The organism is Gammaproteobacteria bacterium (assembly GCA_011682695.1).
GTDB lineage: Bacteria > Actinomycetota > Acidimicrobiia > Spongiisociales > UBA4744 > BMS3Bbin01.
The window spans coordinates 1-13,717 of record JAACED010000055.1; the positions used below are offsets into that span (position 1 = coordinate 1).

Below are 13,717 nucleotides of genomic sequence, written 5' to 3' on the forward strand. Positions count from 1 at the left end.
TGGGGGGAGAGACGTTCGTTTCCTCCCCCAGGAGGCCGGAGGCCGACGCTGGGGGAGGTGTCCTCGGCGCTTTGGCCGAGGGCGGAGGGGGTCTGGGGGTGCTGCCGGCCGGCGGCTGAGAGAAGCGCCTACCGCTCCAGTTCGGAGCGCAGCGAGCGGGCCATCAGGCGTTCATAGAGCGCCGGTGTGACGCGTACGAGCAACCGGGTCAGCTTGCCGACCCTGCCGAGCACCACGAAAGGCCGGCGGCGCTTCACGGCTCGGAGGAGCGCGTCGGCGACCTGCTCGGGGGACAGCATCGAGCCGACCCGTGACTGCGGATGGTCCGTGATCGACCCGTCCCCGTCGAGCGTGCGGAACCGAAACGGAGTGTCGACGAAGGTCGGCGCCACGATCGTCACATCGACACCGGTGCCGCGCAGCTCGGCTCGCAGCGTCTCGAAGAACCCGCCGAGGGCGTGCTTGGACGCCACATACCCGCTGCGGCCCAGCAGGGGAGCGAACCCTGCCACCGAACTGATTGCTACGATCGCTCCCTGCCGCTCGACGATCGAGGCCAGGGCCGCTTTGGTGGCGTGCACCGCCCCGAAGTAGTTGACCTCCATGACCCGGCGCAACACCGACAGGTCGGTGTCGGCGAAAGCGCTGCGGTGAGTGAGACCGGCATTGTTGATCAGCACGTCGACACCGCCGAGGCTCGCGACCACGTGCGCCATTGCGCGTTCGACCTGCTCGAAGTCGGTGAGATCGCACACTGCCGTCACGGCTCCGGGCAGGTCGGCGCCGAGAGCGCCGAGGGCCGCATCGTCGATGTCGAGCAGCGCCAGGCGGGCGCCTGCCTTGGCGAAACGGCGGCTCATCGCAGCGCCGAGGCCTCCCGCAGCCCCGGTGATCACCACGACGGCGTCGGTCAGGTCACGGCCTGTCACGCCGTCCCGCCAGGAACTCGTCGAAGACCTCGGAGGTGGTCTTCTGCGGCACGTAGCCGAACTCGCCCTTCAACCGCCGGTTCGACAGCACCGGCCGGTAACGGAGGAAGTCGACCTGTTCCGGTCCGTACTGGGTGAGACGCAGACGCCGCAGGACGGCCAGCGCGCCACGCACGACCCGAGCAGGCACCGCCACGTACCGCTTGCCCATCCGCTCGGCCATCTCGGCGAGGGTGAGCACCCCGTCTCCGGCAAGGTTGAACACTCCGGTCAGGTCGGTGAAGATGCCCCGCCGCAGGCACGCGACGACATCTTGATCCCAGATGAGCACGAACGGTGTGGGCGCCCAGCGGATGCCCATGATGATCCGCCGGTCGAACAGGTCGGTGATCTGATTGCGGGTGCCGCGCCCGAGGATGGTCCCGGGACGGAACACGAGCTGGCCCAGCTCGGGGTGTTCGCAACGCCATGCCGCCAGCATCTCCTCCACCTGTCGCTTGTGGTCCGCGTACGCGAACTCAACGTTGCCGCGCAGCGGATCGTCCTCGCCGAGCCACTCCGGGTTGTCGGCGTGGTACCCGTACGCGGCGCCGGACGACGACACGATCACCTTGCGCACCCCGGCGCCGACACACGACTCCAGCACGTTCTCGGTGCCACCCACATCGATCGAATATTCCAGATCGCGATCCGGTGTGCGGCCGGGTGTCACGATCGCCGCCAGGTGCACGACGGTGTCGATCTCGTGTTCGGCGAGGACCCGTTCGAGCGCCCGGTCGCGGATGTCCATCGTGACATAGGTGATACCGTCGAGACGCTCGGAGGGTTCCCGAACGTCCATGGCGACGATGGTCGTGAGCCGGCCCGGAGCGGCGGCCAGTGATTCGATCAGTTGGCCTCCGACGTACCCGCCGGCGCCGGTGACGAGGACCGATCGGGTCACGCCGCCGCTGCCTCGACCTCGACCGGCCGGCGGGACCAGAACCCGGCGAGGGTCAGTCCCGCGATGATGTGCCAGATGCCCCACCACGCAGCGATGAGCGCCATGCCGCCGAGACCGTCGAAGAAGTTGAAGATCAGAATCAGCGCAAGGGCGGAGTTCTGCAATCCGACTTCGATGGTGACGGCTCGCCGGTCACGCTGGTTGAGTCGAGCGAACCGGGCCGCAGTGTTGCCGAGGAAGAATGCCAGTGCGTTGTGGACGAACACGGCGAACACGACGAACCCGATGTAGGTGACGAAGTTGTTCCAGTTGTTCGCCAGAGCGCCGGCGACGAACGCCATGAACACGATCACCGAGAAGGTCTTGAACGGACCTCGCACCTTCCCTGCGATCCTGGGCCACCGGCGTGCAATCACCATGCCGAGCACGAGGGGGATGCCGAGGATCACGAAGATCGTCATGAACAGGTCGAGTGGCCCGAGGGAGACCCGCCTGAGGATCGCGGCGGTGTCCGGATTGAGACTGCCCCAGAACGCGAAGTTGAGGGGCGTCATCACGATCGCCGCCGCGGTCGAGACTGCCGTCATCCCGACCGACAGGGGCGCGTTGCCGCCCGCCAGATAGGTCATCACGTTCGACAGGTTCCCCCCGGGGCATGACGCCACCAGGATCATGCCGAGAGCGATCGACGGCGCCGGATGCAGGATCAGGGTGAGCAGGTAGGTGAACGCCGGGAGCAGGATGAACTGGGCGCCGAGGCCGATCGCCGGCGGCTTGGGCTGGCGCAAGAGGCGCTTGAAATCGTTGATGTCGAGGTCCATGGCCATGCCGAGCATCATCAGGCCGATGAGGACATTCAGCATGAGCAGGCTGCTCTTGTCGAAGTTCAGGGTGAGCTGATCGATCACGTCATTTCCCTTCCGGCTCTTGGTGCATCTTCTTGAAGTGCATCAACCCTGGCGCCCACAGGTGCTTCTTGGGGTCGACATCGACGTGGATGACCGCACATCCCCCCGTCGCAAGGCTCCTCTCGATCGCCGGGCGCAACTGCCCAGGGTCGGCGACCCGCTCGCCATGCGCACCCATGGATCGGGCCATGGCGTCGTAGCCGATCTCACCGAGTTCGGTGTTGATCGTCTCGTCCGGGTCGAGGGACTTGCGGACCAGCATCTTGACCGGGTGCCGGGCCATCGACTGGGACATCTTGACCATTCCCCACTGGCGGTCGGTGACGACCAGGAACACGATCCGGTTGCCGTTGCGGACCGCGGTCTCGATCTCCTGCGGGTGGAATCCGAAGGCCCCGTCCCCGATGATGCAGCACACCTGGCGGTCACCGAATGCCTCCGCGGCGCCGAGCGCCTGCCCGAGGCCTGCTCCCAACATCCCGAAGTGGGGGGTGGCGAGCATCGTGCCGGGGGTGCGCACCTGCAGGAAGAAGTTCGCCCACACCGCCGTGTTGCCGCCGTCGACGACGAACACGGCGTCATCGTCGAAGACCTCCATGCACGTGGCGGGGACGTGTGCGGTGTTCATCGGCACGGAGCGGTCCTCGAGATGCTTGTCGAGCCTGGCGGCCTTGTCCATGCGCGAAGCGATGAGCAGGTCCACTTCGGGTCGGCGCGCGTTGAGCAGATCCTCGTCCTGTTTCCCCTCGAGTGCTTTGGCGAGCGCTTCGAGGAACGTCGCGGCGTCGCTCGGTATGGCCAGGTCGACAGGCTTGTTCGATCCGAATACCGCCTCGTCGACATCGACCTGGATCACCTGCTGATCCTGACGCCAGTTGGGCGCCTTGCCCCACCAGTCGGTCTCGCCGATGCGTGACCCGATCACGAGGACGACGTCCGCGGCGTTACGCACCTCGTTCGTCGCCTCGATGGCGGTGATCGGCCAGACGAGCGGGGAGGTCTCCGACATCGACCCCCGGCCGCTCCACGAGGTCGTGACCGGAGCGTGCAGCAGCTCTGCGACCCTGGCGAGCTGTTCGTGGGCCCGGGCATGGATGACGCCGCCGCCCGCGTGGATGATCGGCAGAGCGGCCTGGGCAAGGCGCTGCGCCGCCCGTTCGACGAGCTGCGGGTCCGGTACGAGAGGGTCGACGCGCCGGTAGCGGCGCGGTTGCCACACCGGCGCCGGTTTGGTCTTGCCGTTCATGACGTTCTCGGGAACGTCGAGGTGTACGACACCGGGCCGGCCACGGAACGACTCGCGCAGTGCGGTGCGCAGGAGCTCGGGGACACGCTGTGCCGAGACCGCGCGTGCGGACCACTTCGCAATCGGAGTGATCGTCGCGACCTGATCGAAGTACTGGTACGCGCCGCCCCGGTCGGGGTCGGTGATCGCGACACGGCGCGAGCTCGTGATCAGCAGGACCCGGTTTCCCTCGGCGTTCTCGACGGCGACGCCGGGCAGCGCGTTGGCGACGCCAGGGCCGTTGCTGGCGATGGCGACGCCGAGGCGGCCGGTGAGCCTGGCGTAGGCGCCTGCCATGTGCAGCGCGGTCGTCTCATGCCGGGGCGTCACGATGGGAATCCCTCTGGTTTCGAGACCATTGAGCAGCCCCATGTACGTGCCGTCCGGCAGGCCGAACACCTTCTCGACGCCCTCTGCGGCGAGTACGTCGGCGATCAGATCGCCACCGGTCACGGAACCCATTCCCACCTCCTGTGCCTTTGCGAGCCTAACGGGCGAGGGGCGGCGGGGCCCCCGAGAGCCGGGACTAACCTTCGCGTCACGATGATCGAATCGGGACACCGAGTGCCGGACACACATCTGGTCGACCGTGACGGCAAGCACCATGCACTCCGCGATCTCCTCGACCGGCCCACCCTGGTGATCGTGTTCAAGACCTCATGCCCCACCTGCCGGGTGGGGCTGCCGGTGTACGACCAGTGGCGCCGCTACGAGCCTGCGGTGAGGATCCTGGCCGTTTCGCAGGACACCCCGGCGGTCACCGACGAGTTCTACGAGGAGCTGGGCGTCGGTTTCGAAACCCTGTATGACGAGCCTCCCTATGCGATGTCGAACGCGTTCGGGGTGATCGCCGTGCCGTCGCTGGCCCTGATCGAAGACGGGCAGGTGACCTGGTCCACGTACGGATGGGCGCGTGCCGACGCCGAGGAGCTGGAGACGCTGCTCGCCACGCGGGTGGGCAGCCGGCCGGCGCTCGTCGTCGCCGACGACCTCCCGGTGTTCAAACCTGGCTGAAGTGGAAAGAACGTCCTCTAGGTAGAGGACTCGAGATGGTGGGGGCTGTCGCCTCCGATCGATGAGAGGAGTGAATCGTGGACTATCGCATCGAACGGGATTCGATGGGCGAGATGCAGGTGCCTGCCGGCGCCTATTACGGGGCGTCGACCCAGCGTGCCGTCGAGAACTTCCCGATTTCCAAGCTGCGGTTCGGTCGCCGGTTCATCTGGGCGCTCGGGCTGATCAAATGGGCCGCCGCGAAGGCCAACAAGGAGATGGGCCGCTACGAGGCCGAGAAGGCCGACGCGGTGATGCAGGCCTGCGACGAGGTCATGGAAGGCAAGCTCGACAGCGAGTTCGTCGTCGACATCTTCCAGACCGGGTCCGGTACATCGACGAACATGAACGCCAACGAGGTGATCGCCAACCGGGCGACCGAGATTCTCGGTGGGGACCTCGGTTCGAAGCTGGTGCACCCGAACGACCATGTCAACAACGGGCAGTCCTCCAACGACGTGATCCCGACGGCCATCCATATCGCCGCCGCGGGCGCCGTGCGAGAAGATCTCCTTCCGGCTCTCGGCAAGCTCGGCGCTTCGCTCGACGCCAAGGCCGAGGAGTTCAAAGACGTCGTCAAGACGGGACGCACCCACCTGATGGACGCCACCCCGGTGACGCTTGGCCAGGAGTTCTCGGGCTACGCGACCCAGGTCCACAAGGGCGTCGAGCGCATGAAGAAGGTCCTCCCCGAACTCGAGGAGCTGGCGCTGGGCGGCACGGCGGTCGGTACCGGCCTCAACGCTCCTGTCGGCCTGGTGCCGCTGATGATCCGCCACATCGCCGATCGCTCCGGCTATCCGTTCCGTGAAGCCGAGAACCACTTCGAGGCCCAGGCCGCCAAGGACGCCGTCGTGGCGACTTCGGGGATGCTGAAGACCGTTGCGACGTCGCTGTTCAAGATCGCCAACGACATCCGCTGGCTATCGTCCGGTCCCCGCACCGCGATCGGTGAGATCCAGTTGCCGACGCTGCAACCGGGCTCGTCGATCATGCCCGGCAAGATCAACCCGGTCATCCCGGAGGCGGTCATGCAAGTCGCCGCTCAGGTCATCGGCAACGACGTGTCGGTGACGTGGGGTGGCGCGAACGGCAACTTCGAGCTGAACGTGATGATGCCGGTGATGAGCTACAACCTGATCGAGTCGATCGACCTGCTCGCCAACGCGTCGACGGTGTTCGCCGAGAAGTGTGTCGACGGGATCGAGGCGAACATCGAGCGGGCGACCGAGCTGGTCGAGCGCGACATCATCATCATCACGGCGCTGGCGCCACATGTCGGGTACGACAAGGCGGCCGACATCGCCCACGTGGCGATGGACACCAATCGCGGTGTCCGCGAGGTTGCTCTCGAGATGAGCGGGCTGGCCGCCGAGGAACTCGACAAGATCCTCGACCTGAAGAAGATGACCGAAGGCGGCGTCCTCTAGCCCCCCTGCTGAACCCAGGGCTCGTAGGTCCCCCACGGGTACCCCTGAGCCCTGGGTTCAGCGTGCGCACGGGGGTCCTTCTGAACCCTGGGCTCGTAGGTCCCCCACGGGTACCCCTGAGCCCTGGGTTCAGCGTGCGCTGCAAGGGTGTGATTGTTCCATCCGTCAACAAGTTCGATTGAGGGCTATGTTGAGATCATGAGGGCCGGCACATCGCCGATCCCTCGAATCGGACACTGATGGCCAAGGGCAGGAGGTGCGATGGATATTTCGCGAGATCATCTGGTCGACATGTACGAGACCATGGTGAAGATACGACGCTTCGAGGAGCGGATCCGGGAGATCTACTTCGAGGACAAACTTCCGGCATTCGACATCGCGGCGGGCCTCATTCCAGGAGAGATGCATCTGGCAGCCGGGCAAGAGCCGGTGGCAGTTGGCGTGAAACCGCATCTGAAGGCGGGCGACGCGATTACCGCCACGCACCGACCCCACCACGTGGCCATCGCGCAGGGCGTCGACCTGAAGAAGATGGCAGCGGAGATCTTCGGGAGAGAGACGGGGCTGGGCCGCGGCAAGGGCGGCCACATGCACCTCTTCTCGGTCGAGCCGAACTTCGGGTGCTCGGGAATCATCGGCGAGGGCATGCCGGTCGCCTGTGGTGCGGCGCTGGCGTTCAGTCGGCGCGGCACCGACAACGTGGCGTTGTCGTTCTTCGGCGACGGCGCAGCCAATCAAGGTGCATTCCACGAGTCGCTCAACCTGGCGGCAACCTGGAACCTCCCCGTCGTGTTCATCTGTGAAGACAACGGTTACGCCATCTCGGTGCCCAAGGCCGACGCCACGGCCATTCCCAACAACAGCGACCGCGCGTGCGCGTACGGGATCCCGGGCGTCCTCGTTGAGGACAACGACCCCGTGGGCGTGTACGAAGCCGTGGGGGAGGCGATCCGCCGGGCGCGAAGCGGAGGCGGGCCGACCCTCATCGAGGTGAAGACCGATCGCTTGTGGGGGCACTTCGAGGGCGACGCCGACGCGTATCGCACCGACGAGTTCAAGAAGGCCATGGCGGAGCGAGACCCGCTGGTCACATTCGGTCGGCGACTTCTCGACGAGGGGGTCCTGAGCGAATCGGACGTCGACAGTATCCGCGAGCGGATGTACGGCGAAGTGGAGGAGGCTCTGGAGTTTGCCCAGTCGAGCCCGTATCCGCAGCCCGAAGACGCTCTCAACCACGTCTTCGCTTGAGAGGGGAGGTCGCATGACAACAGCAACAGACCGCAAACTGACCACCCAGAAGGCGATCGCGGAGGCCATCGCCCTTGAGCTGGAACGCGACGAATCGGTCCTCGTCATGGGTGAGGACGTCGGCGTCTATGGGGGCATCTTCGGGTCTACCGAGGGTCTCCTGGATCGCTTCGGCCCGCAACGGGTGATGGACACACCGATTTCCGAGACCGGATTCATCGGCGCGGCCGTCGGTGCCGCCATCAATGGGCTCCGCCCGATCGCCGAGCTCATGTTCGTGGACTTCTTCGGCGTGTGCATGGATCAGATCTACAACAACATGGCGAAGATCCATTACTTCAGCGGTGGCAACGTCAAGGTGCCGATGGTGCTCATGACCGCCGTGGGTGGCGGCTATTCGGACGCCGGACAGCACTCGCAGACGCTGTGGGGAACCTTCGCTCACCTGCCGGGAATGAAGGTCGTCGTTCCCTCCAATCCCTATGACGCCAAAGGACTGATGACTTCGGCGATCAGAGATGACAATCCCGTCGTCTACATGTTCCACAAAGGCGTTCTCGGTTTGGGCTGGATGACGAACAATCCTCGGGCCACCGGCCCGGTCCCGGAGGAAGCGTACGAAGTCCCGATCGGCAAGGCGGCGATCGCTCGGCCGGGCGACGATGTGACGGTGGCGACGATCGGGCTGTCGGTGCACCGGGCGCTGGATGCCGCCGAGCTGCTCGATGAGAAGGGAATCTCAGCCGAGGTGCTCGACCTTCGTTCACTGGTGCCGCTCGATCGTGAAGCGATCGTGGCGAGCGTCCGCAAGACCCATCGCCTGCTGGTGGTGGACGAGGATTACCAGAGCTTCGGAATGAGCGGTGAGGTGATCACCACGGCTGTGGAAGGTGCATTCGACTACCTCGATGCGCCGCCCGTGCGCGTGGCGACGCCCGACGTGCCGATTCCCTACAGCCACCCGCTCGAGGAGTGGACATTGCCGTCGGTAGCGCGGATCGTCGCCGGCGCCGAACAACTGATGACAGGCTGAGCCCGCATGGCCATCGACGTTCTCATGCCGGTGGTCACCGACGCCGGAGCGGATGCCGTCGTGACGGCCTGGTTCGTCGACGAAGGCCAACCATGTGAGGACGGCCAGCTGATCGCCGAGGTCCAGGCAGAGAAGGTGGCCGCGGAAGTCCACGCTCCTGCCGCCGGTGTCGTGGTCGACCCGGTCGACATCAATGAACCGGTGGCGCAGGGGACGCCGATCTGTCGGATAGCCGCCGCAGGGGAATCACCTCCTGTGGCGGCGACCCCGACTCCCGCGCTCGATACGGTCGGAGAGGCGCCGGCAACGGTTGCTTCGCCTGCCGCACGACGGCTCGCCAGGGAGCTCGACGTCGACCTGGCCGGCGTGTCCGGCTCCGGGCCCGGAGGCCGGATCACAGAGGCGGATGTGCGTTCCGCCGAAGCCCGACACGGCGCGCGCGACACCGGGGTCGCGCTCGCGGGCCTTCGCGAAGTCGTCGCTCGCAACATGCGGCGAGGGCATCTGGAGACGGCTCCTGTCACGCTGCATTCGACCATCGTGCTGAGCGGCGGTGTCCCAGCGCACATCACCGCGTCCGTCGTGAAGGCGGCAGCGGTCGCGCTGGAGGAGCATCTCGCGTTGAACGGTGTGCGCGAAGGGGACCGGTTCACCGCGTCTTCGACTGCACACATCGCCGTGGCGGTGCAGACCGACGACGGTTTGGTGGCTCCGGTGGTGAGGAGCCCGGCCGCACGAACGGTGGACGAAATCGCCGAAGAGATCGCAAGACTGGCGGACCGGGCGACGGCCAAGGAACTGGCAGCTGCCGACTTCGAGGGCGGTACGTTCACGGTGACCAATCTGGGGCGGTGGGGGATAGACGGATTCACACCGATCATCAACCTTCCCCAGGTGGCGATCCTCGGCGTGGGGGCGGTACGCACCGGCCCGGGATTCGGCCGAGACGGGTCGGTGATCGCCGAGACTCGTGTGGTGTTGTCGCTCACGTTCGATCACGCATTCATGGATGGGGCGCCTGCCGCCGCTTTCCTCCAGCGTGTCGGCGAGTTGCTGGCGGTGCGCGGCTAGCGAATCGGACTCTCGGTGCCCGTGTACACGGGTGTCCCCCTGAACCCTGGGCTCGTAGGTCCCCTATGGGTACCCCTGAGCCCTGGGTTCAACGTGCACGCGGGTCGCTACTTCGCCAGGAGACGGCGGACGGTCTCGGCGACCTCCGCGGGGCGTGTGGTGAGGTCATCCCACGTGAATCGGACGAGTCGCCAGCCGTGCAGCGTCGCCAGGCGATCTCGGCGCCGGTCTCGTTCGAACGCCTCGACCTGGGTGTGCCACCTTCGCGAGTCCCACTCGATCGCGAGCTTCGCATGGGGGTACGCCGCGTCGAAGCGCCGATCTTCTGCCCACGGAATCGGATACTCGATCATGGGGTCGGGGAGTTGGGAAGACCGCAGCACCTCGAAACCGAGCAGCTCGAGTCGGCTGGCGTTCTCGTTGGGTGAGTCGGCCCGTTCCGCGAGCACGGTTCTGAGAGAGGCCGAGCCCGGTTTGCCACGCCTCGAGACCGCAGACGCCACTTCCTGCACTTCGGGGACGGTCAGCTGTTTGGAGGCGAGGAGATCATCGAGGATCGCGGCGAGATGCCTGGGGTGCAGCAGCGCGGCGAGGTCGACGATCGTGCGGGCCGCCGTCGTCACGGGCAGGTTGTCGATCGTCGCGATGTGACACGGGTCCAGGTCGTGACAGCGATGGATGGTGACGCCCGGGAAGCTGTGGGTGGTCTGGCTGTGGACGGTGACCACGGCGAGCCCGCGGCGAACGAGGGGAATGGAGAGCATCTCGGCTGCCGATTCGTGAGAGACGACGGCGTCGGGCAGCCCTGCGATGGCGGCCCGTATGCGGTTTACGGAGTCGGTCATGTCGAAGATTCGGTATACGGAACGGGCCAGGGATTGCCATTGGCCCGAGTGGACCCGCTTTCGGATCTTGCCGACGGTCATTCCGCGTTCGAGTGCCTGGTCCTTCCTGATGACGCCGCCTTGGCCGGCAGCCAGGTCGAGGATGAGTTTGTCGGTCTGCATGCCCCGATCATGAGGCATGGGTGTGACATGTCGTGCACATCCCCCTGAACCCTGGGCTCGTAGGTCCCCTATGGGTACCCCTGAGCCCTGGGTTCAACGTTCGAGGAGTAACGTGGCGCCGTGAGTGCCCTTTTCGAGTTCGAGGATGTGCTCGTGGCCGGCGGCGACGGTGCGCCGATCCTGCAGATCGATCATGCGGTCGTCCAGGGGGAGGGCATCACCGTCATCGTCGGTCCCTCGGGTGCGGGCAAGACGACGCTGCTCAGGCTGTGCAACCGGCTCGCCGTCCCCGATCGCGGATCGATCCGTTTTCGAGGCGAGGATCTCTCCACCATGGACACGCTGGCTCTCCGTCGCAAGGTCGGCATGGTGTTCCAGCAGCCGGTGCTGTTCGGTGGGACCGGCCTCGACAACCTGCGGGTGGCGGAGCCGTCCATCACCGAACCCGAGGCGAGAGCGCTCTTTCGAGGCGTCGGGCTCGATGAGTCGTTTCTCGATGAACCCGTCGACGACCTGTCCGGGGGAGAGGCGCAGCGTCTGTGTCTCGCCCGAACGCTCGCCACCGGTCCCGAGGTCCTGCTGATGGACGAGCCGACGGCGTCACTCGACCCGGCGGCAACAGAACATCTCGAGGACCTCGTACGTGGCCTCGACGGTGTCCCGATCCTGTGGGTGACCCACGACGTGGCCCAGGTCCGCAGATTGGCGGACGAAGTGATGGTGATCAGCGACGGGCAACTCGTCTCCGATGGGGCTTCCGTGCAAAGTTTCCTGAATGGGGGGAACCATGGCTAGCGGCGATGTCACGACTCTCGGTTTGATCGCGTCGCTGGTGCTCATCGTCGTGGCGCTCGGCCTGTCACTCTGGCAGCGCCTTCACCTCGAACGCGAGATCGTCTGGGCGACCATTCGCTCGATCGTTCAGCTCCTGGCCGTGGGAGCGGTCCTGGCGATCGTCATCGACCCGGCACAGCCGCTGATCTTGTCGTGGATCTGGGTCGGCGCAATGACCGTCTTCGCAGCGATCGTCGTGCAGCGTCGGGCACGTGAGGTTCCGGACATCCTTCGCCTCAGCTTCCTGGCGCTCGGGATCTCCTCGGTGGTGACGCTCGGAGTCATCTTCGGGTTGCGCGTGTTTCCGCTCGAAGGCCGAACCCTCGTGCCGTTGGCCGGGATGATGATCGGCAACTCGATGAAAGCGACGGTCGTGGCGGCACGCAGAGTCATCGAGGAGATCCGCGACAAGCGCCACGAGGTCGAGGCACGCCTCGCCCTGGGCCAGGCGTCGGGTTTGGCGGCACGACCGTACGTGAGGGCTGCGCTCCGCACTGCGCTGACACCCCAGATCGAGACCACGAAGGCGGTGGGTCTCGTGTTCCTTCCCGGGGCGATGACCGGACTGATCCTCGCCGGTGTCGATCCGGTCGACGCGGTCCTGGTGCAGGCGGCGATCATGTACCTGATCCTGGGTTCGGTGGCGACGACCTCGACCGTGGTCGCACTCGGAGTCGCAGGCCGGCTCTTCACCGACGATCACCGACTCAAGCGGCTGCCTCGTCCTTCCGACGTGTCAACACGGCCCGGGCTGCTGGCGTCGCTCGTCGTCCGACTGCGCCGCGTATCCCCCTGAGCCCTGGGCTCGTAGGTCCCCTATGGGTACCCCTGAGCCCTGGGTTCGCAGTATCCACAGGCGCAAAGAAAAAGCCGCCGGGGATACCGGCGGCTCTTCCGATTCACTTGGTGCTAGCGCCGAGGACGAGCCTCGTTGACCTTGAGTCTGCGACCACCGAAGTCGTGTCCGTCGAGTTCCTGGATGGCAGTCTTCGCCTCGTCGGCATTGGCCATCTCCACGAAACCGAACCCGCGTGAGCGGCCGGTCTCCCGGTCACTGATCACGCTGGCGGAGGTCACTTCACCGTGCTCCCCGAACAAACGCTCGAGGTCACTGCCGGTGGAGTTGAAGGGAAGGTTCCCTACATAGATATTCATGCTGGCTTTCGCCCTTTCCTGCTGGGTCCGTCCGCCCCCCGGGTCCGCTGTCTTGTCTGACTCGGCCACACTCAGTTGGGCGGAAAGAGAAACCGGGCGAGTCGCCGCTCATGCAGCGCTTTTAGGATAGCGGATCCTGGCCCAGGGGGCGCATCGATAGGCCCGAGGCGTAAGGTAGCCCCAGAGGAGGTGACCCGATGTCCCGCATCGAACCCGTGAAATGGCAGCCACCTGCCGCTCCTGAACTCGTCGGCGAGTACGAGGTAAACAACGCCCTCGCCGGCGTTGAGATCTGGCCCGCTCCCGGCGTCGCGCCCGAGGATGTGGTGCTCGACGCCCAAGGGCGTGTCTACGCCGGCCTGGAAGACGGCCGGATTCTGCGATACCCGCCCGACGGTGGGGAACCGCAGGTCATCGCCGACACGAACGGACGGCCGCTCGGATTGGAGATCGACGGTGACGGCAGGCTCGTCATCTGTGACGCGTATCAAGGCCTGCTGCGTCTCGAACCGGACGGGACACTCACCACGCTGGCCGACAGTTACGAAGGCGAGCGCTTCCTCGAGACGAACAACGCGGCGATCGCCGCGGATGGGACGATCTACTTCAGCGTGTCCAGCACCCGGTTCGACATCGCGCACTACAAGCTGGACCTCATGGAGCATTCGGACACCGGGCGGCTGTTCGCCCTGCGTCCCGATGGCACTCTCGAACTGCTCCTCGGCGGCCTGTACTTCTCCAACGGTGTCGCGTTGAGCGCAGACGAGTCGTTCGTGGTGGTCGCCGAGACCGGCCTGTACCGGGTGTCGCGCCTCTGGCTC

The 13,717-nt window shown here is 65.9% G+C and carries 14 protein-coding genes; 8 read left to right on the forward strand and 6 right to left on the reverse strand.

The window, feature by feature from the left end; genetic code table 11:
* Positions 1 to 128: 128 nt before the first annotated feature.
* Genes GWP04_10060 through GWP04_10075 form a run of 4 tightly spaced genes read right to left on the reverse strand, consistent with a single transcriptional unit; the run spans position 129 to position 4,527 of the window.
* Entirely contained in the window at positions 129 to 929 is an 801-nt protein-coding gene (locus GWP04_10060) for an SDR family oxidoreductase (protein NIA25895.1), read from the reverse strand.
* Complete coding sequence (locus tag GWP04_10065; protein ID NIA25896.1) at positions 916 to 1,872, reverse strand: NAD-dependent epimerase/dehydratase family protein; 957 nt, start codon at positions 1,870 to 1,872, stop codon at positions 916 to 918. Before GWP04_10065 ends, GWP04_10060 begins: the two co-directional genes overlap by 14 nt.
* On the reverse strand, positions 1,869 to 2,735 hold the full coding sequence (locus tag GWP04_10070; protein ID NIA25897.1) for a bile acid:sodium symporter family protein: 867 nt from the start codon (positions 2,733 to 2,735) through the stop codon (positions 1,869 to 1,871). Before GWP04_10070 ends, GWP04_10065 begins: the two co-directional genes overlap by 4 nt.
* A 46-nt stretch (positions 2,736 to 2,781) precedes the next feature.
* Entirely contained in the window at positions 2,782 to 4,527 is a 1,746-nt protein-coding gene (locus GWP04_10075; protein ID NIA25898.1) for a thiamine pyrophosphate-binding protein, read from the reverse strand.
* An 81-nt stretch (positions 4,528 to 4,608) separates the two neighbouring features.
* Between GWP04_10075 and GWP04_10080 the strand changes: the two genes are divergently transcribed.
* The 5 genes from GWP04_10080 (at position 4,609) to GWP04_10100 (ending at position 9,900) form a co-directional block, all read left to right on the forward strand.
* Positions 4,609 to 5,079, forward strand: a complete 471-nt coding sequence (locus GWP04_10080; protein NIA25899.1) for a redoxin family protein — start codon at positions 4,609 to 4,611, stop codon at positions 5,077 to 5,079.
* Between the two features lie 77 nt (positions 5,080 to 5,156).
* A complete protein-coding gene (locus GWP04_10085; GenBank protein NIA25900.1) occupies positions 5,157 to 6,548 on the forward strand; it encodes an aspartate ammonia-lyase in 1,392 nt (463 codons plus the stop codon).
* Positions 6,549 to 6,809: 261 nt separating this feature from the next.
* Positions 6,810 to 7,796 carry a pyruvate dehydrogenase (acetyl-transferring) E1 component subunit alpha gene (locus GWP04_10090; protein ID NIA25901.1) on the forward strand — a complete coding sequence of 329 codons (987 nt, stop codon included), beginning with the start codon at positions 6,810 to 6,812 and terminating at the stop codon, positions 7,794 to 7,796.
* A 13-nt stretch (positions 7,797 to 7,809) separates the two neighbouring features.
* Entirely contained in the window at positions 7,810 to 8,829 is a 1,020-nt protein-coding gene (locus GWP04_10095; protein ID NIA25902.1) for an alpha-ketoacid dehydrogenase subunit beta, read from the forward strand.
* Positions 8,830 to 8,835: 6 nt separating this feature from the next.
* Positions 8,836 to 9,900, forward strand: a complete 1,065-nt coding sequence (locus tag GWP04_10100; GenBank protein NIA25903.1) for a hypothetical protein — start codon at positions 8,836 to 8,838, stop codon at positions 9,898 to 9,900.
* 107 nt (positions 9,901 to 10,007) lie between these two features.
* On the opposite strand, the gene GWP04_10105 is transcribed toward GWP04_10100, so the two are convergent.
* Entirely contained in the window at positions 10,008 to 10,907 is a 900-nt protein-coding gene (locus GWP04_10105) for a hypothetical protein (GenBank protein ID NIA25904.1), read from the reverse strand.
* 120 nt (positions 10,908 to 11,027) lie between these two features.
* Here GWP04_10105 and GWP04_10110 point away from each other — a divergent pair, with 120 nt between their 5' ends.
* Together GWP04_10110 and fetB are read left to right on the forward strand one after the other, a co-directional pair.
* Positions 11,028 to 11,702 (forward strand): ATP-binding cassette domain-containing protein, encoded by a 675-nt coding sequence (locus GWP04_10110; protein ID NIA25905.1) that lies wholly within the window; start codon positions 11,028 to 11,030, stop codon positions 11,700 to 11,702.
* A complete protein-coding gene (gene fetB / locus GWP04_10115; protein ID NIA25906.1) occupies positions 11,695 to 12,537 on the forward strand; it encodes an iron export ABC transporter permease subunit FetB in 843 nt (280 codons plus the stop codon). Before GWP04_10110 ends, fetB begins: the two co-directional genes overlap by 8 nt.
* Positions 12,538 to 12,650: 113 nt before the next feature.
* On the opposite strand, the gene GWP04_10120 is transcribed toward fetB, so the two are convergent.
* Positions 12,651 to 12,896 (reverse strand): RNA-binding protein, encoded by a 246-nt coding sequence (locus GWP04_10120; protein ID NIA25907.1) that lies wholly within the window; start codon positions 12,894 to 12,896, stop codon positions 12,651 to 12,653.
* A 197-nt stretch (positions 12,897 to 13,093) separates the two neighbouring features.
* Here GWP04_10120 and GWP04_10125 point away from each other — a divergent pair.
* The coding region (locus GWP04_10125) for an SMP-30/gluconolactonase/LRE family protein (GenBank protein ID NIA25908.1) at positions 13,094 to 13,717 on the forward strand (624 nt) is incomplete at its 3' end.